Origin of the sequence: Pseudomonas fluorescens (assembly GCF_902497995.1) — a bacterium.
GTDB classification, from domain to species: Bacteria; Pseudomonadota; Gammaproteobacteria; order Pseudomonadales; family Pseudomonadaceae; genus Aquipseudomonas; species Aquipseudomonas fluorescens_BK.
Genome location: NZ_CABVII010000042.1, coordinates 1 through 24,223, shown reverse-complemented (window position 1 = coordinate 24,223; position 24,223 = coordinate 1). Strand labels below are relative to the sequence as shown.

The following is a 24,223-nucleotide window of genomic DNA, read 5'->3' as shown; positions in this document are numbered from 1 at the left end:
AACATTCCTCTTGTAGCAGTCGCACACATAACGTTCTCCCACGGCTAAATCCCTGAGTGCCGAACCAATCGCGGCCATTGGCTAACGCGCCGAGAATCATCGAGGTCCAATCGACGACTCCGTTCGTCGCACCTGTCATTTATGACAGTAGTCAACGACGCAACAAAAAGCATTGAATTGCTCCCGTTAGTATCAGGATGAAAAAATTTCCGGCTAAAGGAGTACCCCTATGAACCGTGCCTTCGGCAAAAGCCTGCAAAACTGCAAAAGACTCCAGAATATAATTTTGACACTTAACTTAAGGGCGACAACCGAAAGCAGAAAGTTGTGCAATGGTTTTTCACCTGGACGTCAAAAAAGATTCCTGACGCTGTTCTTCTGCCTGCTATTTTCTACGTTAAGTGATGCCACACCCGTTGAGAACACAAAAAATGCGTCTGACACCCAGACTGCCACCGCTGAATCGATGACCGGATCGACGAACAGGATTATCAACTACGACAAACCATTTAATGAATATACATGGGTCACCGCGCATAACGCCTATCTGGACGATATGCAAAGCCAGTTGAATCGTGGGGTGCGAGCGTTTATGCTTGATTTGTACCCCCTTAACCTTCTAGCAGGCCAGACGGTAGCCATGTGCCATACGAGTGGTAGTCGCTGCACCGTTGGCGGTTCGAAGATATTTGCGGATGAAATGAATAACACATTTCTTCCTTTCCTAAGAAACAACCCTAACGAAATTATCACGCTTATCCTGGAGTCGCATATTAGTAGAGAACTATTTGAAAGCGCACTAAAAGAAATACCAGGCATTGAGAACATTGTATTCTCTCCGGACCTTCTGCAAAACCAAACAGCCTGGCCTACTTTGCGCGAACTAATATCCAGCGGACGAAGACTGATAATAACTACCGATGGCGACTTAAGCGCTAATTACACCATCAACGGTACCCACGTCACTATTCTTCATGACCATAATGATCAGATCCAGAATACGTATGACCTCGGCGGGAATGCGCTGGATCATCAATGGGCATGCGAAACCCGGTGGCCACCCGGCATAACTCCGGCTCAACCAGCGAAACCATGCATTGCCCCGAATGATCCGGTGGGTTGCCCTATCCCGGCAAAACCTGAGACCCCATTCCCTGGAATTCCACTCAAGCGAAGTTTAATGACTTATCACCTTCCTGGAGCAGAGCGGCTTTTTTTGATGAATCAATTTCATGCAGTCGTGAAATCCCAAGCGGACGCCGGGAACATCGATAACAACCTGACATACCTCGAGCGACGCGTCGAAAAATACTGCAAAGCGACTGCCGGTGAACGCCTTGTACCCAATTTTATTGCGATCGATTACACCAACGTAGGTGATGCCATTCCTTACGCTGCTGCGCTGAACAACGGAGGATACTATTTTTACGAAGATAACAATGCAAACACCGACCAGGATACGGTCTGCGTACTCCCGGCTGGCCAGGACTACAATATAAAACTGGCATCACATGGCTGCGAAAACGACGAGGCCCGCTCTCTGGTACTTCGCGGAATTGCCAAAGGCTCTCGATTGACCGTCTTTGACAGCCCTGAAGGCAATCGACAAGATGACTACTCAATCATTGATGTCAAACGTGACATCGGCTTGAATGAAAGAATCGTAGTGGGCAGCTTCGAAAAAACACAGGACACAGGTGACTACTCCATTCGCCACTTCAACAACAATGGCCTGGATGGAAAAATATCGCGCATTCATGTCGAAGAGCATCCAGCCGATTTTTCCGAAGCAGCCATCGTTTTGCACGAAGGAAATAATGGCAGCCAGAATATCGTGTGCTCGGTAGCGCTGACCCACCCCACCACGTTCAATTTTGGCGGCGATTGCGATAATGATGAAACCCGATCTGCCACCCTCAGCACAGCCCGAGCAGGAACAGTGATTACTCTGTATGGGAATTGGGGATCCAGCAATTGCGATCAAGGCTGCTCAACGATCGAAGTCAAGCATGATATTACCTGGCCAACTACCATTGGTACTTATGAAGGCAGTTACGAAACTGACGATCTCAAGGTCACACGCAGCGGTGGCAACCAACAACTGGATGGCAAAATTTCGTCTGTTCGGGTGGCATTCGAGCCTGCACCGCCAGATACTACAGCGCCGTCGATACCGTCACTTCATCCAGAACCCTTGAACCTGACGGGTACCTCTGCGACAGTGCAATGGGTGGGGGCTACCGACAATGTGGCGGTAACGGGCTATACGCTATTCATCAACAACTCCCCTCCACTGACTACCACCGGCACCAGCTACACGTTTACCGCCTTGAGTGACTTAAGCTCCTATAGGGTCGTGGTCAGGGCGAAAGATGCTGCTGGAAATTATTCTGCACCGGCGACTATGCAATTCAGCACTCCGGATGCAACCGCCCCCACCTTGCCTGGCGACCCCGAAGTTACCAATAGTACCCCAACATCAGCGACCATCAGATGGACCGAGTCTAAAGATAATGTGGCAGTGACGAGCTATACTGTCTCCCTGAATCGCGCCGCTCCGGTCACTGTTACTGGCACGAACTACACGTTCACTGGTTTAAATGATTCCATCTCGTACGCAGTAGAAATCAAAGCGTCAGATGCTGCTGGCAATAACTCTTCTCCGGCTACCTTGTACTTCACCTTGCCGGACGAAAGTGCCCCTACCCAACCTGGTAAACCCGTTGTCAGCAATCTCAATGGCACATCGGCGACAGTCAGCTGGACTGCGGCTACAGATAATACGTCAGTGACGGGCTATGCAGTCTCCCTTAACAGCGCTCCCGCGATCACAGTAAAAGATCCCCGTCACCTGTTTACCAGTTTATCTCCGAATTTTTCGTACAAGGTTGATGTCAAGGCGCAAGATGCCGCCGGCAATCTTTCGCCAGCATCCTCCGTAGTTTTTGTTTCACGCGCGCCAGACAATAGCGCCCCTACCCAACCTGGCCCACCCGTTATCACGGAGATCACCAGCACATCGGCGAAAGTCAGTTGGCGCGCGTCCACCGATAATGTGGCAGTGACGGGTTATACGGTCCAACTCGATAATGCACCGCCGGTCGCAGTGACCAGGACCAGTCATACTTTTACCAACCTCAGTGAATTCACGACGTACCGGGCTTATGTCAAAGCGAAAGATGCTGCTGAAAATTATTCTGGACATAACAACTCGAGTTTCCGCACGCTGGACGCAACCGCCCCTGCTCAACCTGGTACTCCGGTTGCCAGCAATTTCACCAGCACATCCGCGACACTCAGCTGGCCGGCGTCAATCGACAATGTGGCAGTGACGGGCTATACGGTCTCCATCAATAACGCGCTTCCCATCTCCGTCATCGCCCCGGAATACCACTTTAACGATTCAAAGGAGGCTGTCTCATACACTGTCGAAGTTAAAGCCAAAGATGCGGCTGGAAATCTTTCCGCGCCAGTCTCTTTCAGGTTCCGCACTCCGGACACTTCCGCGCCTACCCGACCCGGAACACCCGTTGCCAGCGCTATCGCGGGCACCTCAGCGACCATCAGCTGGCCTGAGTCAACTGACAATGTGGCAGTGACGGGCTATACGGTCTCCATCAATAACACACCTGCGATAACCGTCGCCGCTCCCCAGCACACGTTTATCGATCTGCAAGGTGGAGCTTCATACAGTATCGAAGTGAAAGCCAAAGACGCTGCTGAAAACTTTTCTGCACCCGTCTCCTTTGATTTCCTCACGCCGGACACAACCGCCCCTACCCAACCCGGAAAACTCATTATTAGCAATATTACCAGAACGTCCGCGAAAGTTACCTGGCCCTCGTCTACCGACAACGTAGCAGTGACAGGTTATGAGGTGTTCCTTAAACCAGGGACTAAAACCTTCGTAGCGGGAAACAGTCATACGTTTACCAATTTGGGTATACCCTATTCGTTCGCGGTCGATGTAAGAGCGAAGGACGCTGCTGGTAATGTTTCACCAATGACCTCGGAAATTTTCAAGCTGCAGCAGTGAAAGAGTAACTATCCACACTACAGCCTCTACTGACTGCCAAATAAATTAGCCAGATAATGTCCACCATTTGCGTGGACACTATCTTGGCTAACCCTCAAAAAGTCCGATGACCTGCCTCCTGCGCCGAAAACACCACCTAGACTTCTCCCATCTGCACCCGAGCATCCCGACTTGCCTCGTCGCCGGCGTAGTCCAGGAGGGTCAAGGAACTCAACGCACCCGTGCGCGAGCAACTGAACGCGGTCAATCGCTTCTTCAATCAGCAACTGAGTTTTCAGAACGATACGCGCATCTGGCAGATCCGCTGGTACTGGACAACCTGATTGACGAAAAATCCGCCCCGCCTCCCAACGCCAGGACCTTGTTGCCGGTGTACGCTTTCAATGCCGAAGGCCTGTACCTGCCGGGAGCCAGCGGCGGTAAACCCAGCCGCGACTCGAAAAGTCTGTCGCGCTGGCAAGACGTGCTGAAAAAGATGCAAGCCGAAGGGTTCGCCATGGGCGACGGCTAGTCGCCACAGCAAGGAGCATGTTCATGTCACTGCGCAAACAATTGTTTCTCGCCATTTGCCTGTTCCTGCTGGTGGCGTTCAGCGGCAGTTTTTTTGTCAGCCTGGAAAGTTCCCGGGAACAAATGCTCGGCCAGTTGCGCTCCCACGCCCAAGACACGGCCACGGCGCTGGGGTTATCCCTGACCGCGCAAATCCACGACCCGGCGATGATCCAGTTGATGGTCAGTTCGATTTTCGACAGCGGCTATTTCAGCAGCATCCGGATCATCAATATCGAGAATGAGCAGGTGCTGGTTGAACGCAGCGCCGCGGCATTGGCGGAGGACGTTCCCGGCTGGTTTGTCAGCCTGGTCAAGCTGCATCCACAGGGCGGCGACGCCCTGATCATGCGCGGCTGGGAACAGGTTGCGCGCGTCGAAGTGCTAAGCAATCCGCAGTTCGCCCTGGCCAGACTCTGGGACAGCACACTGGGCAGCCTGATCTGGTTTTTGTTGTGCGGATTGCTCAGCGCCCTGTTCGGTGGGTGGTTGTTGCGCCGGCAATTTCGTCCGCTCGAGGCCATGGTCAGACAGGCCGAGGCCATCAGCAAACGCGAGTTCCTCAGCTTGCCGAGACTGCCCCGTACACCTGAACTCAAACGCGTGGTGCTGGCCATGAACCAGATGGTCGAGAAGCTCAAGGCGCTGTTCACCGAAGAGGCCGCGCGCAGTGAAAAACTGCGGGCGCAATCCTATCAGGACAGCCTGACCGGCCTGGCCAACCGGCGCTTGCTGGATGAACAACTGGCCGACCATTTGCGGGTTGGCGAGCAGAGCAGTGACGGCCATTTGCTGATGCTGCGAATCAACGATCTGGCCGGCCTCAACCAGCGCCTCGGGGGCCAGCGCACCGACGCCTTGATCAGTACCGTCGCTGAATTGCTGACGCGTCTGACTCAGGTGCCGGAGCGTCGTACCTGGCTGGCGGCGCGTAATCGCGGTGGCGAATTCAGCCTGCTGACACCGGGTCTGGACAGCCAGGATGCCGCACACCTGGCCACCGAAATCAGCGTTACCCTGGAAAACCTGCGCCTGACCGGCGCCAGCGATTGCATGCCGGTGGCGCATTTGGGAATGGTCGCCTTCCGCCCCGGCGAGCCGGCCAGTGAGGTGCTGCTACGACTGGACCAAGCGCTGACTGAAGCCCAACTCCATCCCGAGCGGCCGTGGGTACTCCTGCGCCACAGCGACAGCACGCCCAACCAGACCCAGTACGACTGGCGAACCTGGATCGACGACGCCCTGACCGAAGGCAAGCTGAAACTGTACTTTCAACCCGTCGTACAATGCGCCGACACCAGCCAGGTGCTGCATCACAAAGTCCTTGCGCGCCTGCTCGACCCACAAGGCTCGGCGATTGCCGCCGGACATTTCCTGCCATGGATCGAACGTCTCGGCTGGTCGGCGCGGTTCGACCTGGCCATGCTCGAAGCCACCCTCGACTACCTCCTGGTCAACCGCTGGCCCCTGGCGTTGAGCCTGTCCGGCAGCACCCTGCGCGATCAGGTGCAACTGCAACGGGTCCTCGACATGCTTGTATCATTGCCTGAACTGGCCCCGCTGCTGACCCTGGAAATCGATGAACGCCAACTGCCTCCTCCAGAGCAATTGCAGGGTCTGAGCCATGGTTTGCTCAACACCGGCTACCGCATCGGTTTGCAGCATTTTGGTGGCAGCTTCAGTCAGATCGGCAACCTCACGCAACTGGGGCTGGCTTACTTGAAGATCGATGGGGCCTACATTCGGGGCATCGATGAACAGCAAGACAAGCGGCTGTTCATCGAGGCGATTTTTCGGGCGACGAACAGCATCGATTTGCCGTTGATTGCGGAAATGGTCGAGAGCAAAGGGGAGCTGGAGGTGATCAGGGAGCTGGGGGTGTCTGGTGTGATGGGGCGGTTGATCGGGCCGCCGGAGCCGATGTGATTCATCAGTTGGACCGCGTTATCGTTCTTCGCGAGCAAGCCCGCTCCCACAGGGTTCTCGTCGTTCACACAATCCCGGCTCACTGTAGATCTCTGTGGGAGCGGGCTTGCCCGCGAAGACGGCGGACCAGGCAATACATCACTAACGGCCAACCCACCTCGCATCAGACAACAAAAAACCCGCCATCACTTTGACCGGAGATGGCGGGTTTTGTCGTTTCAGGTCAGACGGTATCCACCTTCAACGAATGATCGTTCAACATCCCGTTGATGATCGTCGCCGTATCGTGCCCCCCCGCAATCACCCCACCCGCTCCCGGCGTGACGCCGTAATGGCTGGCCAAATTGACGCCCGCCAGATCGATGGTCTGGTTCGTCGCACCGCCGGCCATGCCGCTGACATCGATGCGGGTGACCAGCGAGTCGCCGCTGCCGCTGATTTTGAAGTGCAGGTAGTCATCCAGCGAGGCCGCGGTGCCGTTTTCCCCTTGCAGCAGTTGCGACAGATCAAGCTTGTCGGTGCCCGGCGTGAAGTCGGTGACCACGTCGTGGCCGCTGTTGCCCTTGAGCCACTGGAAGGTGTCCGCACCCGCGCCGCCGGTGAGGGTGTTGTTGCCCAACCCGCCGATCAGGAAGTCATCGCCATCCCCGCCATTGAGGATGTCTTTGCCCAGACCACCGGTGATGATGTTGCTGTGGCTGTCACCGGTGAGGGCGTCGTTGAAGTTCGAACCCGTCAGGTTTTCGATGGCCGTCAGCGTATCGGTGCCGGCGCCCCCGGTGGCTTGCGCCCCGGCCAGGCCCAGATCGACGGTGACTCTGGCCGTGGCATGGGCATAGCTGGCGGTGTCGTTGCCGGTGCCGCCGTCGAGCAGGTCGTTGCCCGATCCGCTGAACAGCAGGTCATTGCCGGCCTCGCCGTGCAGGGTGTTGTTGCCGCTGCCGGCGGTCAGCACATCATTGCCGCCGCCGGCATGGATGAGGTTGTCGCCGGTGCCCGCCACCAACACGTCATCGTCCGCGGTGCCGACGAGCGTGTGGCCGTCCTGATAACTGATGGTCACGGCGGCGCTGTCGCTGCCGCCATGGTTGTCGCTGGCGGTGTAGGTGCCGTGGTAATCCGGGGTGACGTCGTGGGCGCCGGAGTAATTGACGGTCATGGTCAATGTGTAGTTTTCCGAACCCTTGCCACTGTGTCCCGGGCCATCGGGGGTATTGGTGATGTGGATCCGGTAAGTGGCATCCGAGGTTGCGGTGATGGTCTGGCCGTCGGCGATGGCAATGAACGCGCCACCGTTGACGGAGTACTCCATCGCGATGTGGCCAGCCGCCAGGTTGTGGTCCAGGTTGAGGGTTTCACCCTGCTTGAGGTTGACGGTGATGCGGTCCTCATCGTTGGCATTGGCGTGGGTGACTTTGCCCAGATAGCCGCTGACCACCAGCACCGCGGTCATGGTGGCCGCATTCGCGGCAAAGGCGCTGCGCACGTTCGCCAACGTCTGGTTCGGCGCGCAATTCTGGCCGCCGGTGAAGTTGATCGCCCCGGTGCCGCAGAAGTCCGCACCTTTGGCGATCCATCCGGTATTGAAGGTGGTCGGTGCTGCAGTGAGCGGATCACCCTCGGGATCGGTATCGTTGGCCAGCAGTAATTCACCCGGCAGCACGACGCTGCCCGACAGCACGTTGGTGATGACGTGGTCATCGACCGCCACCGGTGCCCCGTTCGGAATGACCTTGACCACCAGCGTCGAGCTGGCCCGGTCGCCGTCGTTGTCGCTGACGGTGAAGCCGATATTTTCGGTGAGCACCACCGCCGTGGTCTTCTGCGAGGTGTAGCTGTACTCGCCGGTGTCGAGGTTGACCAGCAGTGTGCCTTTGTTGTCGGTGGCGATGCTCAGGGTGTTGTTGGCGGTGTTGAAGCTGCCGTGATTGGCGCCACCGCTGAAGCTCAGCGAACCCTGGTGGTCGTTGCCTTTGGGGTTATAGGTGTACGTCGTGCCATCCACCGTGATGGATTTGATGAAACCGCCATCGGCGCCGAATGTACCGCCCTCGCCCAACAGCGAGCCGGTGACCGGTACGCCGACCACAGTGCCCGAGAGTACCGAGTTGAGTTGACCGAGGTCCTTGACGATCACGGCGTTGGTGTTGGTGCCGGTACTGCCGTCATAGGCCAGTGGATCGAGGCTGTCATTGCTGACGCCCTTGCCCAGGCCGATCGCGTAGTTCTTGATGTCATTGTCTTCAAGGAAAGCTTTCCAGGCCGCTTCATCCGATCTGCCGATAGACCCTTCGTTGGGTTTGCCATCGGAGAAGAAGTAACCGACGTTCTGCGCCCCCGTCAGTTTGCCATCGGTGTCGAACGCGGTTTTCGCCACGGCCACGGCCGCGTCGTAGTTGGTGTCACCGCCCGCCCTCAGGCCGGCGATGATCGACTTGGCCGTCGCCACATCCACCCAGACCGAGGTCTTGTCCGAGGCGTGGCTGCTGAAGGTGACAATCTGCACTTTCACGTCGCCCAGGTCGTCGTATTGGTCGAGCAAGGCGCAGATCGCCTGCTTGGCCAGCGCCAGCCGCGACAGGCCATTGACACCGGAAGCGTCGGCCATGCTGCCGGACACGTCGATCACCAGCAGCAGGTTGGAGTCCATCTGCGCGGCGGCCACCGAGCGCTCGGCAGCGACGGCGTTGGGCACGTCATCGACAATGTTCACATCGATCTGGCCCGAGGCCGTGCTGCCGTCGCTATCGGTGGCAACCACGTTGAAGTGCTCGGTGAGGCTGTTGGCGCCACGGCCTTTCGGGTGGGTTTCGTTATCCACCAGGGTGTAGCTGTAATGGACCACGCCGGTGGCCGGGTTGTAACCGGTGATAGTCAGGGTATTGCCCAAGGCCGTCACGATCGATTGCGGGAAGCCTGCGGCCACGCCGCCGGTCACGACGGCGATACCGCCCACGGTGAGGGTATGCAGACCGTCCGGCGCGGTGACGCAGAAGCTGCCGCTCTGGGTCAGGGCCGGGGCATCGGGACAGGAGCCCTCGCAGAGGTTTTTCTCATAGACCGTCAGCTCGCCACAATCGACGTCCAGGCCCTTGATGATGACCGGGTCATCGTTGTTGTGGATGTTCAGCACCAGGTTGGCGGTGCTGGTATCGCCATCGGCATCGGTCAGGGTGTAGGTGAAGGTTTCCGTCCCGTTGCCGCCACCGTGCAGGGCTTTGAAATCGGCATCGCTGGTATTCAGGATGTAGGTGTAGGTACCGTCTGCATTGAGCACCAGGGTGCCGTAGGTACCGTTGAACGTGCCCGGGGTGATCGGGCCGCTGCCATGGCCGGTCGGCACCTGGTCGGCGCCTTGCACGTCGTTGCTCAGCACGTTGCCATGAAGGTTCAGCCGAGCTTCCGAGGCAGTACGGGCATGGCTGTCGTTCACTGCACTGGGCAGGTCATCGACGATGTTGACGTTGATCTGCCCCGAGGCGGTGCTGCCATCAACGTCGGTGGCGACCACGTTGAAGTCTTCGCTGATGCTATTGGCACCGTTGGCGTTCGGATGGGTTTCGTTATCGAGCAGGGTGTAGCTGTAGCTGACGACACCGGTGGCCGGGTCGTAACCGGTGATGCTCAAGGTATTGCCCAACGGGGTGACGATCGACAGCGGGAAACCGGCGGCCACGCCGCCGCTGATCACGTTGATCCCGCCAATGCTCAGGCTGCTCAGCCCGTCCGGTGCGATCACTGTAAAGGTATTGTGCTGCGTCAGCGCACCGGGGTTGCAGGCAGAACCGTCGGCCAGGTTGGCTTCGTTCAGCGTCAGTTCACCCCCCGTCACGGACAGGCCGATGAGCGTGACCGGGTTATCCACAACGTCAGGAACCACCGGCGGCGCCGACACCACACCTGTTCCGCCTGCGCCACCCGCACCGACCGCCCCGTCGTCGACTTTGTCCGGACCATCGACCACATGTTCCCGGGGCAACTCCACAATGCGATTGAAGCCCTCCGTGGCGAAGCCTAGCGTGGGATCGACCCGACCCGCCACTTCTTCCAGCATCACAAAACTGTGGCCGCCGCCCAACGCTTTGCCGGCATCGCTGTGACCGGGTCCGGCTGCCGTGGCTTCACCGGTCTGTGTCGGGTCGGCCCCCGCCGCGATCACTTTCTGCAATTGCTCGACATCGGTCAGTTGTGCCTGACTCGGTGTCACCGCCTCCGTGATATCCACGTGGGGCGCCTGATGAGCAAGGAGCTGGGAGGTCATTTGCAGGCTGCTGCCGCGGCCCAGGGTCAGTTCCTGACCATTTTGCAGATGCACCGCCACCGCGCCCTCGGCCCCCGTGAGCAATTGCTCGCCGGCAAACAGCCGATCGCCCTCGATCAGGACGCGTCGGAAGCCGTCGCTCGAGACCGCAAACACCTGTCCAATGACGTTACTGACGATACCGATGAGCTTAGCCATGTGCATTTCCTCCGCTGCCAACCGCTGTCGGCACCCTGTCGTTGCGAAGAACGTGCTCATGTCAAGCAGGTCACAGCCCGGATCGTCACTGGGCAGGGCTTACCTTAAGCAAGCCACTGCCCTGGCGACAGACTCGCCATGCGTGTCACTCGCGAGCGAGGTGTGCGGGTCGGGATAAACCCAATGCAATCAATGGCATCGGGGTCCTCTTGCGCAACAACTTGCCTGCGAGCGATGCGTAACGGTGCTGAAGCATCAAAGTGACAAAAAACCGTCGCCCTGAATCCGTCACGCTTCCCTCCCCTCCAGCACTTTCCCGCCCTATGTCGATAAATGGATGGAACTTTCCTCAAGCCCTGAGAAGCGCCCTAAAGCTTCTGAATCAAAGGCTTTCGCCATGAACAATGTGCTGGATTTTGCAGAGTGCATAAGTTTTTTTTGGCATAAGCCTTATGAAAAATACTTCTTAGGTTCGCGCCAAAATGTTCTTAGCTCTGTTGTTACAAGCATGAAACGGTTTACCTATAAAAGCCGTCAAATAATTGGCGACTGATAAGCACCATTCAGGACTTCAGGGAGATACTCCATGCGCGTTTTGACCCCCCTTTGCAGCGCGATTCTTCTGGCCATGGCGTGCACATCCCAGGTTCAGGCGATGTCATTGACCGAAGCGATCCAAAGCACCATTGCCACTCACCCGGAGCTGGCGTCCCGGGTGGACGGCCGCCTCTCGGCCGATGAAGACGTGAAAGTCGCCAAAGGGGGATTTTATCCATCGGTAGATCTGAATGCCGCCTATGGCCGCGGGTACAGCGATAACACCAACACCCGGGCATTCGGCAATCACCACAAGGAAATCCTCACCTATACCCAATCGGAGCTGCGTCTGCGCCAGATGCTCTTCGATGGTTTCAACACCGCCAATGAAGTCGAGCGCACCAAAGGCGTGGTCAACTCCCGGGCCTATTTCGCTCAGGGCACCGCTCAGGACCTGGCCCTGCGCACCATCGAGGTCTACCTCGAAGTGCTCAAGCGCCGCGAACTGGTGACCCTGGCCACGAACAATCTGCAAGCGCACCTGCGGGTCAACGACCAGATCGGCCTGCGCACCCAGCGGGGTATCGGCAGCAACGCCGACGCCGATCAATCCACTGCCCGCCGGGCGCTGGCGGAGAACAACCTCGACACCGCCGAAGTCGATCTGGCCGATGCCGAATCGAACTTCTTCGCCGTCGTGGGCCGCATGCCCGATGAGCTGGAAACGCTGCCGTCCATTCGCGGCGAATTGCCCCCCAGCCTGCCGGAAGCCCAGCAGAGCATGGTGGATTACAACCCGTACCTGAAATCGGCCCAGGCCGATGTGCAATCGGCCGAGAGCCAGTACGAAGTCTCCAAGTCACCGTTCTACCCGCGCTTCGATGCCGAAGCCGCGGTGGGCGCGAACAACAACGTGCAGGGCGAGGAAGGTCACGACAACGAATGGCGCGTCGGGATCGTGATGAACTACAACCTGTTCCGCGGCGGCAGCGACAAGGCCCGCCTGGCCGGCAACGCGCACCGGATCAACCAGGCAATGGACATTCGCAACAACGCCCTGCGCCAGCTCAACGAGAACATCCACCTGGCCTGGAACGCCATGGTCAACGCCAAGAAACAAACCCCGACCGCCCGCGAATACGCCGAGACCACCACCCGGGTACGGGCGGCGTATCAGGACCAGTTCGGCCTGGGCCAACGGACCCTGCTCGATCTTCTCGACAGTGAAAACGAGCTGTACAACGCCAATCGGCGCTACACCGAAGTGCGCTACGTCGAGGAGTACTCGATGTACCGCGTACTGGCGAACATGGGTCAGTTGCTGAGCAAACAACGGGTGGTGCTGCCCGCCGATGCGATCGCCCAGGCCGAAGTGAAAAACGAAGCTCGCCTGCCCGAATTGAGATAATCCGGATCAGGTAATCCTGTAGTTCAACGGGAGCGTTCACTGTGACCAGCATGGAAACCGGCAACATCGGTGTCGACCCGCGGCTGAGCTTCGATGACCCACTGCTGGACGGTCTGTTGATCCTCTGCAAACTCCACGGCGCGACGGTCAGTCGCGCCAGCCTGAGTGCCGGGCTGCCCATGGCACAGCAACGCCTGAGCCTGGACCTGCTGCCGCGCGCAGCGGCCCGGGCCGGTTTGCAGGCACGTGTACTGCGCCGTGAACTGGCGGATATTTCGACCCTCAACCTCCCCGTCATGCTCATCCTCAGTAACGGCCGCACCGCGATTCTACGGCGCTGGGACGATGACGGTCGGGCGCTGATCCTGCCGAGCGAAGCCGACGGTGGTGAACAATGGGTCAGCCGTGAAGAGCTGGCCGAACACTACAGCGGCCAGGCGTTGTTCGCCCGGCCGCGCCATGAACTCGAAGACTTGCGCTCGCCCCTGGTGCCCCGCGTCGAAGCCTGGTTTCGCGATACGTTGAAGCTGTCGAAGTGGCTGTACGGCGATGCGATCCTGGCCAGTTTTCTGATCAACCTGCTGGGGTTGATGGTGCCGCTGTTTGTCATGCAGACCTATGACCGAGTCGTGCCGAACCAGGCGACGTCGACGTTGTGGGTGCTGTCCATCGGCTTGCTGATCGGTACCGGCTTCGAACTGGTACTGCGGGTGGTGCGCGCACACTTGCTGGACACCGCCGGAAAGAAAACCGACGTGATCCTGTCGGCCACGCTGTTCGAACGTATCACCGGCATGGCCATGAAAGCGCGGCCGGCGACCATCGGGGGTTTCGCCCAAAGCATCCATGACTTCCAGGGCCTGCGCGAATTCCTCACCGCCGTAACCCTGACCAGCCTGATCGATCTGCCCTTCGCCGTGCTGATGCTGGTAGTGATCGGCCTGCTCGGCGGCTGGCTGGTGGTGATTCCGCTGCTGGCGTTTCCGATCACGGTCATTTTTGCCATGGTGATCCAAGCCCGCCTGCGCGACACCGTACAAAAAAGCCTGACCCTGGGGGCCGAACGCCAGGCCCTGCTGATCGAAACCCTCGGCGGCCTGGAAACGCTCAAGGCCTGCAGCGCTGAAAGCGAACGCCAGCACCAGTGGGAAAGCACCCACGGCGCGCTCGCCCGCCTCGACAGCCATGCGCGCAATCTCTCGGCCCTGGCCACCAACGGCACCTTGTTCATCCAGCAGTTTTCCGGCATGGCGACCATCGTCGCCGGGGTCTACAGCATCATCGCCGGCAATCTCAGCGTCGGCGCGCTGGTGGCGACCTACATGCTCGGCAGCCGGGTGCTGGCGCCGCTGGGCCAGATCGCCGGCTTGATCACCCGCTACCAGCAAGCACAACTGACCATGAAAAGCACCGACGCGCTGATGTCCCTGCCCCAGGAACGCGACGCCAGACAACGGCCGCTGGAACGCACGCAACTGCAAGGTGCGCTGGACGTCATCGGAGTGACTTTCCACTACAACGGCCAGAGCGCTCCGGCGCTGGCCAATGTCAGCTTCAGCGTGAAACCCGGCGAACGGATCGGCATCATCGGTCGCAGCGGTTCGGGCAAAAGCACCCTGGCGCGGCTGGTGATGGGTTTCTACGCGCCGCAAGAAGGCCAACTGCTGCTCGACGGCCTGGACCTGCGGCAACTGGACGTCGCCGACCTGCGCCAGCAAATCGGTTACGTCGCCCATGACCTGCCCCTTTTGGCCGGCAGCCTGCGCGACAACCTGACCCTCGGCGCACGCTACATCAGCGATGCACGGATGCTCGAAGTGGCGGAACTCACCGGCGTCACCGAGCTCGCGCGCCAGCACCCACAAGGGTTTGACCGGCCAGTGGGCGAGCGTGGGCAACTGCTGTCCGGCGGCCAGCGCCAGGCGGTGTTGCTGGCACGCGCCTTGTTGCTCGACCCGCCGATCATGCTGCTCGACGAGCCCACCAGCGCCATGGACAACAGCAGCGAAGACGTTCTGCGGCAAAAACTCCACGGCTGGGTCCAGGGCAAAACCCTGCTGCTGGTCACTCACCGCACCTCGATGCTCAGCCTGGTGGATCGGCTGGTGGTGCTGGACAACGGACGGATCGTCGCCGACGGTCCGAAAGAAGCGGTCATCGATGCACTGCGCAAGGGCCGCGTCGGCTCTGCGGCTGTCTAGGAGTCGCCTATGTCCGCTTCTCAAGACTCACGGGGTTATTTCGGCAGCTTCAGTAAAAGCGCCGAAAGCGAGTTCATGCCGGAAACCGCCAGTGCCGCGTTGCAGGACTCACCCCGCTGGTCGCGGATTACCGTGTGGCTAGCCGCCGGACTGATCATCACTGCCGTGGTCTGGGCCAAATTCGCCGTGTTGCAGGAAGTTACCATGGGCGAAGGCAAGGCGATTCCGTCGAGCAAGATCCAGGTGATCCAGAACCTGGAGGGAGGGATTGTCACCGAAATCTTCGTCCGCGAAGGGCAAATGGTGAACAAGGGCGATACCTTGCTGCGCCTGGATGACACGCGTTTTCTGTCGAACAAGGGCGAAAGCGAGGCCGATCGCTATGCGCTGACCGCGCAGGTCGAACGGCTTTCCGCCGAAGCCGAAGGACGGCCATTCAAACTCTCAGCGGAAGTCATCGCCAAGGCCCCGCAAGTGGCCGAGGACGAACGTTCGCTGCATGAACAACGGCTACGGCGCCTGGCCAGCGAACAACGCACCCTGTCGGAACAACTTCGGCAAAAAACCCAGGAACTGGCGGAGTTTCGTTCCAAACAGGGGCAATACAGTTCCAGCCTGGCACTGCTGCAACAAGAGATGAACATGTCCGCACCGCTGGTGGGCACCGGGGCGGTTTCGCCTGTGGAAATCCTGCGACTTAAACGCAGCGCGGTAGAGATTCGCGGCTCGCTCAATGCCACGACCCTGGCGATACCCCGTGCCGAGTCGGCGATCAACGAGATCAGGAGCAAGATCGATGAGTCGGAGCAATCCTTCCGCTCGGACGCGGCCAAGGAGCTGAATGAGAAGCGCACCGACCTGTCGAAAATCACCGCGTCGAGCATCGCCATCGACGACCGCGTGACCCGTACCACGGTGGTGTCGCCGGTGCATGGGATTATCAAGATGTTGAAGGTCAACACCATCGGCGGCGTGGTTCAGCCGGGCAGCGACATGGTGGAAATCGTGCCGCTGGAAGATAACCTGCTGATCGAAGCCAAGGTTCGGCCGCAGGACGTGGCGTTCCTGCATCCGGGGCAGAAAGCGATGGTCAAGTTCAGTGCCTACGACTACACGATTTATGGCGGCTTGAGTGCGAAGCTGGAGTTGATCGGGGCGGACACCATCACCGATGACAAGGGCAACAGTTTTTATCTGATTCAGGTCAGGACCGACAAGAATCATTTGGGGGGTGATGTGAAGCCGTTGCTGATTATTCCGGGGATGGTGGCGACGGTGGATATCATTACCGGGCAGAAGAGTGTGTTGGATTACTTGCTTAAACCGGTGTTGAAAGCGCGGACCGAGGCGATGCGGGAGCGGTAGTTTCTGGTTGAGATTTTTGCTGATTGTGCGGGCCTCTTCGCGGGCAAGCCCGCTCCCACAGTGTCCAGCGGTGTTCACATTATCTGTGTACGCCGCAGATCCTGTGGGAGCGGGCTTGCCCGCGAAGAGGCCCTCAAAACCAACGGTCATTTCGGCCCGTGATTCTTTTGGTAGGTCTCCTCCCCCATCGCCTTAATCTGCCCCTCGATCAACGCCTCGAACGGTTTCAACAATGGCTCGAAATCGGCCGGCGCTTCGAGGATCTGCAACGCCTGCACTATCGCCTCCACCGTCGACAACGCCCCCGGCCCCGGTGCCTTGCGCAGCCGATATCGAGACACGCCACCCTCAACCAGAGTCACTCTGGGCAACGCCGCCAGCAGCGGATTGAGGTGCAGCATCTTGCGCGCCTTGCGCCAGGTGCCGTCCGGAACCACCAGCAGCAGCGGTTCCTCGGTGGCGGTGTAGGTCTGCAACGGCTGCGCAGCATCGGCAGGAAACAGCAACCGCGCCCGATAGCCCGGCGGGTTCAAGAGTGCCGGCAAATCCTCGAACACCTCGCCCACGATCAGCTCGGCATTGTTCAAGCCCAACGCGGCTAGACGCGCGGTGTTCAGCGCATGGTTCACTTCGCTCGGATGCTGAAGCAGCAATACCCGAGTGCGGCTATCGATACTCGGGATCAGCGGGCACAGGCAATGGGTTTGCGGACGTAGACAGCGCTGACATTGGATTCTGGACATCTTCTCAAGCCTGATTCAGTTGCGCTTTGAGCAAGTCGCGAAAAGTCTGGATCAGCGGTTCGCGACTGCGGCCACGGCGCACGATCATGGAAAACGGCGCCTGATAGCCGAACGTCGCCGGCAGCAGCACCCGCAAATCACCCTTGTCGGCCCAGGCCTGGGCGTAGTGTTCCGGCAGGTAGCCGATATAAGCGCCAGACAGCACCAGAATCAGCTGCGCCTCCATGCTTTCCACCGTTGCTGCGCTGTGCTTGAAGCCATGGCGCGCCAGTTCCGCCTGGCTCCAGTAACCTCGGCCGACCATGCGCTGCTGGGTGATGACCTGCTCGGGGATACGCCGTTCGGTGAACAGCGGATGCCGACTGCTGCAATACAACCAGTGCTGCTCACGGTACAGCGGCATGTAGACCAGCCCGCTCATGCGCGTGGAAAACGCACCGATGGCCAGGTCGAGGCGATTGTCCTGCACCCCGAGTTGCAATTCGTACGGGCTCATCACCGACAAGTGCAAATGCACCGCCGGATGCTCCTGAGTGTAGGCGCCGATGGCTTCGGCAAACGGCAAGGCCTTGTCGCTGACGGTGGAATCGATCACCCCCAGGTTCAGCGTACCGCGCAGTTCGCCCTTGAGGGCGGCGGCGTACTGCTCGAAACCTTCGAGTTCACCTAGCAGACGCAAGGTTTCCTGATGGAACAACTCACCCTTGCTGGTCAGGCTGAAGCCGCCGCGACCGCGATGGCACAGCACCAGGCCGAGGGCTGCTTCGAGCTGGCTCATGTAAGTGCTGATGGCCGAGGTCGAGAGGTTGAGCTCCTGTTGGGCGTTGGCGAATCCCTGATGGCGGACCACGCTGACGAAGATGCGCAACAGTTTCAGGTCGGGTAAAGCGTTGGCCATGGGGGAACTCCGGTTTCAAGGATACGCGCGGTGCTTCTGTGGAAACACAATCCTTGTGGGAGCGGGCTTGCTCGCGAAAGCGGTGTGTCAGGCGAGATTGATATCGACTGACCCGACGCGTTCGCGAGCAAGCCCGCTCTCACAAGGATTGCCGTGTCCTGCATATGAATGACAGGCATCAGGGGTTCTCTGCAAAGCGAGAAGTCTATCTCCCATCGAACCATTAGTTTAGAAAAATCTGAACTAAGTATTTGCCCGTAGCGATTCTTCCCGGCCACTACATTTCGCAGAATCGGCCCACAGCGGTGCCCGCCTCTCCCCGAGCGGCTTACCTGCATAAATAAAACAACGACGATGAGGCCCTACCCGTGGACAAGATTCTTCACCAACCACTGGGCGGCAACGAAATGCCGCGCTTCGGCGGCATCGCCACCATGATGCGACTCCCCCATTTGCCTACCGCCGCCGGCCTCGACGCTGCCTTCGTTGGCGTGCCGCTGGACATCGGCACCTCCCTGCGTCCCGGCACCCGTTTCGGGCCACGTGAAATCCGCGCGGAATCGGTGATGATCCGCCCGTACAACATGGCCACCGGCGCGGCCCCGTTCGACTCGCTGTCGGTGGCCGACATCGGTGACGTGGCGATCAATACCTTCAACCTGCTGGACGCGGTACGGATCATCGAAGAGTCCTACGACAATATTCTCGAGCACAATGTGATCCCGCTGACCCTGGGTGGCGACCACACCATCACCCTGCCGATCCTGCGTGCCATCCACAAGAAGCACGGCAAGGTCGGCCTGGTGCACATCGACGCCCACGCCGATGTCAACGATCACATGTTCGGCGAGAAAATCGCCCACGGCACCACCTTCCGTCGCGCTGCAGAAGAAGGCCTGATCGACTGCGATCGCGTGGTGCAGATCGGTCTGCGCGCCCAGGGTTACACCTCCGAAGACTTCAACTGGAGCCGTAAACAAGGCTTCCGTGTGGTCCAGGCCGAAGAGTGCTGGCACAAATCCCTGGCCCCTTTGATGGCCGAAGTCCGCGAGAAAGTCGGCGGCGGTCCGGTCTACCTGAGTTTCGACATCGACGGCATCGACCCGGCCTGGGCGCCAGGTACCGGCACCCCGGAAATCGGTGGTCTGACGACCATTCAGGCGATTGAAATCGTTCGCGGCTGCCAAGGCCTCGACCTGATCGGCTGCGATCTGGTAGAAGTCTCACCCGCTTACGACACCACCGGCAACACCTCGCTGCTGGCCGCCAACCTGCTGTACGAAATGCTCTGCGTACTGCCCGGTGTGACCCACCGCTGAGGATCGGTCATGAACGAACGTGATCAGGTACTCAAGGCCGCTGCCGATCCGGTAGCCGCCTTTGCCGTAGCGATCGCAAAGCCTGCTTCGATGCGTTCAGTGCCGATGCCCTGTTCCCGGAGCCGGCCACAGTGTTCGGCCCCAACGATTCACGTAGCAAGGGCACGGATTCGCTCGGTAAACCGGCGTTACGACAAGCCGCCTGATCGACACATTACCTGTGTGGGAGCGGGCTTGCTCGCGAAGAACGATGACGCGGTCTCTGAAAGACCGCAGCGCCTGATTCGCGAGCAAGCCCGCTCCCACAAGGGATTGATTTTCGCCTCACAATAAAAAAGACAATCGGAGACACGCCATCATGGCTTTGGATTTATTCGTCGTTCTCATTTACGCCGCCGCGATGCTGGTGCTTGGCTACTTTGGCATGCGCAAGGCCAAGACCAACGAAGACTACTTGGTCGCCGGTCGTAACCTCGGCCCTACCCTGTACATGGGCACCATGGCCGCTACCGTCCTGGGTGGCGCGTCCACTGTCGGCACCGTGCGCCTGGGCTACGTCCATGGCATTTCCGGTTTCTGGCTCTGCGCCGCACTGGGTTGCGGGATCGTGGCGCTGAACCTGTTCCTCGCCAAGCCGCTGCTGAAGCTGAAAATCTACACCGTCACCCAGGTCCTGGAAAAACGCTACAACCCGATGGCCCGCTCGGCGAGCGCGGCGATCATGCTGGCGTATGCGCTGATGATCGGCGTGACCTCGATCCTGGCGATCGGCACCGTGCTGCAAGTATTGTTCGGCCTGCCATTCTGGGTCTCGGTATTGCTCGGCGGTGGCGTGGTGGTGGTCTACTCAGCGATCGGCGGCATGTGGTCCCTGACCCTCACCGACATCGTCCAGTTCGTGATCAAGACCGTCGGCCTGATGTTCATCCTGCTGCCGATCTGCCTGTACCGTGTCGGCGGCTGGGATGAGTTGGTGTTGAAACTGCCGGAAGCAGCCTTCAACTTCAGCACCATCGGCTGGGACACCATCATCACCTACTTCATGATCTACTTCTTCGGGATCCTGATCGGCCAGGACATCTGGCAGCGGGTGTTCACCGTCCGGACCGCCAAAGTCGCGCAGTACGCCGGTACGTTCGCCGGTATCTACTGCATCTTCTACGGCCTGGCCTGCGCCCTGATCGGCATGGCCGCTCACGTGCTGATCCCGGACCTGGACAACGTCAACAACGCCTTCGCCGCCATCGTCAAACTCTCGCTGCCGGACGGTATCCGTGGCCTGGTGATCGCTGCTGCACTGGCCGCGATGATGTCCACCGCCAGCGCCGGCCTGCTCGCCGCCTCCACCACCCTGACCGAAGACCTGCTGCCGAAATTGCGCGGCGGCAAACAGTCGAGCCTGGGCATCAACCGCCTGTTCACCCTGCTCACCGGTCTCGTCGTGTTGGGTATCGCCCTGGTGGTCAATGACGTGATCAGCGCCCTGACCCTGGCTTACAACCTGTTGGTGGGCGGCATGCTCATCCCGCTGATCGGCGCCATCTTCTGGAAACGCGCCACCACCGCCGGCGCCATCGCCAGCATGGGCCTGGGTTTTGCCACCGCGCTGGTGTTCATGATCAAGGACGGCATGGACGCCAACACCCCGATCTACTACAGCCTCGGCGTCGGCCTGGTGAGTTTCGTCGTGGTCAGCTTGCTGTCCCGCCGCCCGGCATCGGCATCGGCATCGGCATCGGCATCGGCATCGGCATCGGCATCGGCAGCGAGCGCCATCTAAACTGAAAAGAATGGATTAACTTTTTCTTCGACGAGTGTGGCGTCGGTTGCCACACTCGTTTTTTTTCGTCTGAAGGAATCTGCTTATGAAGATCGTCAGCCGTGATCAGTGGTTCGAGGTGAAGCAGCTTAGTGACGGCATCCGCCTGATTCACGAGCCGTACATCCGCCCCTTCTATCGCTGCAACCTCTGGCACATCCAGGGCCGCGACAAGGACTTGCTGCTCGACAGCGGTTCCGGGCTGGTGAGCCTGCGCGAGCAGTTGCCGTGGATCACCGAACGGCCGCTGGTGGCAGTGGCCAGTCATTGCCATTTCGACCACATTGCCGGCCATCACGAATTCCCCGAACGCCTGGTGCACCCGGCCGAAGCGCAGATCCTCGCTTCTCCTGATGGTGAAAATACATTGAGCACGGCGTTCGTCGGGGATGACATGTTCGAGGCTCATCCCGACTGCCCGTTGTGCTATGCCGAATATCGCGTCAAAGCCGCACCGGCCACGGGAATGATCGAAGAAGGCGACGTGCTGGATCTGGGTAACCGCACGCTGCAAGTGCTGCACACACCGGGTCATTCACCGGGCGGCATCAGCCTTTACGAGGCGGCGACCGAGACCCTGTTCAGTGGCGACATCATCTACGACGGCCCGCTGGTCGAGGATGCCTATCACTCCAACCTGGACGACTACGCCCGCAGCCTGCAACGCTTGCGCGCCTTGCCGATCGGCACGGTGCATGGCGGGCATTTCGGCAGTTTTTCCGGGGAGCATCTACGCAAAATGATTGACGAGTGGCAGCGCTCCCATGGCTGAACCCTGCTGTACTCAAGCGCAGGGACAACAACAAAAACGCCTTCGAAGAAAACCATGAAGAAAGCCGCCGTTCGTGCCGCCGTGCATCGCTTGATCAGTCGTCTGCTGGAAGGTCAGGAGGACTTCGCCGACAACACCAGCCTGGCGCAGTTGGGACTGGATAAGGAGGATATCGAAGAACTGATCTTCCATTTGGAAGATGAGCTGGGTTTGACGGCGTTTACCGCCGAAGAAGATCAGATGCTCAAGACTGCCAGGACGGTGAATGACTTGAGCCGGTTTTTGCTGGAGATCGGGCGGCATTAATAAATATTAAATGCACACGCTTCTGCGGCAACCAAGCACCCTGTGGCGAGGGCGCTTGCTTGGGCTTGACTGCGCAGCCGTCATGAAACCCATACCCGCGTGTTGCCCGTCACACCTTGGTGGCAATGGATGGGGGCTGCTTCGCAGCCCAGCGGGACGGTGCGGCGTTCCGACAAGCTCCCTCGCCACGGGCAAGCCCTGATACAATTACCGGCGACGCTGCTGGCGTCGGCGCTGTTCGTCGTCCGTACGAATAGGCACAGGTTGCAGAGGCGGTTCGATCAAACCGAGTGCGACACCCAGGTCATGCAGCCAGTTTTGGATTTTCTCTTTCATGGTGCCCCCTTCAGGGTAGTGCCGAGCGGCTGAAAATTCTGTAGCCCCTTCGCACTGATAATAGTCCGAAGTCCTGCGCAATGCTCGCCAAAAGTCGCAATGATCTGTTACTGAATTGATCAAAATCCCCGCCCTTGGTTCAAGCCATCGCTTGAACGCGGGTCGGGCCGACGGATAGACCGTCTGTCGCCGTTCGCTCCACCCATTCGGGTTGGCCTGGGGCTGTGCTACCCGATACCGTCAGTGCTGCCCCAGGGCTTGGCGTAGACGACGGCGCACCCACTGCTCGGCGCTGACAAAGGTGATGCCCAATAGCACCAGCACCGCGCCGACGACGAAGTTGAGACTCAACTCTTCACCCAGCAGCACCACGCCGAACGTGACGCCAAACAATGGCGTCATGAAGGAAAATACCGCCAGGTTCGCGGCCAGGTAACGGCGCAGCAGCCAGAACCAGGTCAGGTAACTGAAGAACGACACCACCAATCCCTGGAACAGCACGCTGGCCACCGCCACTGTGGTCAGGCTGACGTGGCTGACCTGGCCGCTGAGGATTGCGATCAGCAGCAGGCCGACGAAACCGACGATCAGTTGATAAAACAGGGTCAGGGTCACCGGGGCTTCCGACAGGCGCGAAGCGCGCACCACCACGGTAGTCGCGCCCCACGACGCGCCGGCCAGGACTCCCAATGCATCGCCCAGCAGCATGCGCCGATCGAGATTGTCCCAGGACACGCCACCGGCAAAGGCGATGGCGATCCCGACGAAAGCCAGGAAAATACCCAGCCACTGGACAGGCCTTAAACGTTCACTCGGCAACAGCCAGTGAACACCCAACGCGGTAAAAATCGGTGCGGTGTAAAGGAACACCGACATGTGTGCGGCCGTGGTCAGTTGCAGGCCTTCGGAAATGAAGAAAAACTCCAGACCGAACAGCGCACCGGCCAACAAACCGCCGCGCCAGGTACCGCCGACCTGATCCCAGCCACCCTTCCAGCAAAGCAAAAGCCCTACCAGCAATGCCGAGATACCCGACCGCCCTGCCGCTTGCATGACCGGGGCAATGTCGGGCGCCGCCCATTTGATCATCACTTGCTGAACGCCCCAGATCAGGCACAGCCCCATCATCACTTGCAGGGCAAACCCGTCGGCGCTACGCCGGGTGGCGCTCACCGGAACACCTCGACAACACAATCCATGGCAGTGACTCGACAGTAAAAGCAAAGCCCCGGTTTTTTGCTGAAAAGCACCGGGGCGAAAAATTGTGCTGCCGATTATTAACCAGATGGCCAGAAAATACCGCCTGCCAGAGACCTCTGGATTGCTGGTTGCGTCATTTTGCGCGTACGCGTACCCCTGTAATTGGATGGACTCGCCCACGCCGAGGCGTCAATGCGCCACGGTGGCAGTCTAAACAGCCAACGACAGCGAGGGCGAGTCCATGAAAAAGCATACTTCGATTGATCAATCATTGTCTTCTGCCGATTTGTCGGCCTGCACTACCGTGGCGGTCGACCTGGCCAAGCATGTTTTCCAGCTGGCCGGCGAA

The 24,223-nt window shown here is 59.2% G+C and carries 15 protein-coding genes and 1 pseudogene; 11 read left to right on the top strand and 5 right to left on the bottom strand.

Annotated features, from left to right (window positions below; genetic code table 11):
• The first annotated feature begins 229 nt into the window (after nucleotides 1-229).
• From F8N80_RS29850 to lapD, 3 genes and pseudogenes are all read left to right on the top strand, one after another.
• A complete protein-coding gene (locus tag F8N80_RS29850) occupies nucleotides 230-4,036 on the top strand; it encodes a fibronectin type III domain-containing protein (protein ID WP_150785276.1) in 3,807 nt (1,268 codons plus the stop codon).
• A gap of 295 nt (nucleotides 4,037-4,331) precedes the next feature.
• Nucleotides 4,332-4,547: pseudogene (locus F8N80_RS29845) on the top strand (hypothetical protein); the annotation flags it as partial.
• Nucleotides 4,548-4,570: 23 nt separating this feature from the next.
• Entirely contained in the window at nucleotides 4,571-6,511 is a 1,941-nt protein-coding gene (gene lapD, locus F8N80_RS29840; protein ID WP_150785275.1) for a cyclic di-GMP receptor LapD, read from the top strand.
• A gap of 223 nt (nucleotides 6,512-6,734) precedes the next feature.
• On the opposite strand, the gene F8N80_RS29835 is transcribed toward lapD, so the two are convergent.
• On the bottom strand, nucleotides 6,735-10,970 hold the full coding sequence (locus tag F8N80_RS29835) for a retention module-containing protein (RefSeq protein ID WP_150785274.1): 4,236 nt from the start codon (nucleotides 10,968-10,970) through the stop codon (nucleotides 6,735-6,737).
• A 337-nt stretch (nucleotides 10,971-11,307) separates the two neighbouring features.
• On the opposite strand from F8N80_RS29835, the gene F8N80_RS29830 reads away from it, so the two are divergent.
• Genes F8N80_RS29830 through F8N80_RS29815 form a run of 4 tightly spaced genes read left to right on the top strand, consistent with a single transcriptional unit; the run spans nucleotide 11,308 to nucleotide 16,481 of the window.
• A complete protein-coding gene (locus F8N80_RS29830) occupies nucleotides 11,308-11,523 on the top strand; it encodes a hypothetical protein (protein WP_150748457.1) in 216 nt (71 codons plus the stop codon).
• A 33-nt stretch (nucleotides 11,524-11,556) separates the two neighbouring features.
• The gene (locus F8N80_RS29825; protein WP_150785273.1) at nucleotides 11,557-12,915 is read left to right on the top strand and encodes a TolC family outer membrane protein; all 1,359 of its coding nucleotides are present in this window, start codon (nucleotides 11,557-11,559) and stop codon (nucleotides 12,913-12,915) included.
• Nucleotides 12,916-12,956: 41 nt separating this feature from the next.
• The gene (locus tag F8N80_RS29820; protein WP_150748455.1) at nucleotides 12,957-15,116 is read left to right on the top strand and encodes a type I secretion system permease/ATPase; all 2,160 of its coding nucleotides are present in this window, start codon (nucleotides 12,957-12,959) and stop codon (nucleotides 15,114-15,116) included.
• A 9-nt stretch (nucleotides 15,117-15,125) separates the two neighbouring features.
• Entirely contained in the window at nucleotides 15,126-16,481 is a 1,356-nt protein-coding gene (locus tag F8N80_RS29815; protein ID WP_150748454.1) for an HlyD family type I secretion periplasmic adaptor subunit, read from the top strand.
• A 146-nt stretch (nucleotides 16,482-16,627) separates the two neighbouring features.
• On the opposite strand, the gene F8N80_RS29810 is transcribed toward F8N80_RS29815, so the two are convergent.
• Nucleotides 16,628-17,224 (bottom strand): tRNA-uridine aminocarboxypropyltransferase, encoded by a 597-nt coding sequence (locus tag F8N80_RS29810; RefSeq protein WP_150748453.1) that lies wholly within the window; start codon nucleotides 17,222-17,224, stop codon nucleotides 16,628-16,630.
• A gap of 4 nt (nucleotides 17,225-17,228) precedes the next feature.
• Nucleotides 17,229-18,122, bottom strand: coding sequence for a LysR family transcriptional regulator (locus tag F8N80_RS29805; RefSeq protein WP_064679167.1), 894 nt, complete (start codon nucleotides 18,120-18,122; stop codon nucleotides 17,229-17,231).
• 368 nt (nucleotides 18,123-18,490) lie between these two features.
• On the opposite strand from F8N80_RS29805, the gene speB reads away from it, so the two are divergent.
• The 4 genes from speB (at nucleotide 18,491) to F8N80_RS29785 (ending at nucleotide 22,338) form a co-directional block, all read left to right on the top strand.
• Nucleotides 18,491-19,441 (top strand): agmatinase, encoded by a 951-nt coding sequence (gene speB / locus F8N80_RS29800; RefSeq protein ID WP_150748452.1) that lies wholly within the window; start codon nucleotides 18,491-18,493, stop codon nucleotides 19,439-19,441.
• Between the two features lie 358 nt (nucleotides 19,442-19,799).
• A complete protein-coding gene (locus F8N80_RS29795) occupies nucleotides 19,800-21,221 on the top strand; it encodes a sodium:solute symporter (protein ID WP_150785272.1) in 1,422 nt (473 codons plus the stop codon).
• Nucleotides 21,222-21,306: 85 nt separating this feature from the next.
• Complete coding sequence (locus tag F8N80_RS29790; RefSeq protein WP_150748449.1) at nucleotides 21,307-22,032, top strand: MBL fold metallo-hydrolase; 726 nt, start codon at nucleotides 21,307-21,309, stop codon at nucleotides 22,030-22,032.
• A gap of 54 nt (nucleotides 22,033-22,086) precedes the next feature.
• On the top strand, nucleotides 22,087-22,338 hold the full coding sequence (locus tag F8N80_RS29785) for an acyl carrier protein (RefSeq protein WP_150748448.1): 252 nt from the start codon (nucleotides 22,087-22,089) through the stop codon (nucleotides 22,336-22,338).
• Nucleotides 22,339-22,545: 207 nt separating this feature from the next.
• Here the strand turns inward: F8N80_RS29785 and F8N80_RS31935 are convergent, their stop codons facing one another.
• Together F8N80_RS31935 and F8N80_RS29780 are read right to left on the bottom strand one after the other, a co-directional pair.
• Entirely contained in the window at nucleotides 22,546-22,674 is a 129-nt protein-coding gene (locus F8N80_RS31935; protein ID WP_007914492.1) for a PA1414 family protein, read from the bottom strand.
• A gap of 240 nt (nucleotides 22,675-22,914) precedes the next feature.
• A complete protein-coding gene (locus F8N80_RS29780; protein WP_150748447.1) occupies nucleotides 22,915-23,847 on the bottom strand; it encodes a DMT family transporter in 933 nt (310 codons plus the stop codon).
• Between the last annotated feature and the right edge of the window lie 376 nt (nucleotides 23,848-24,223).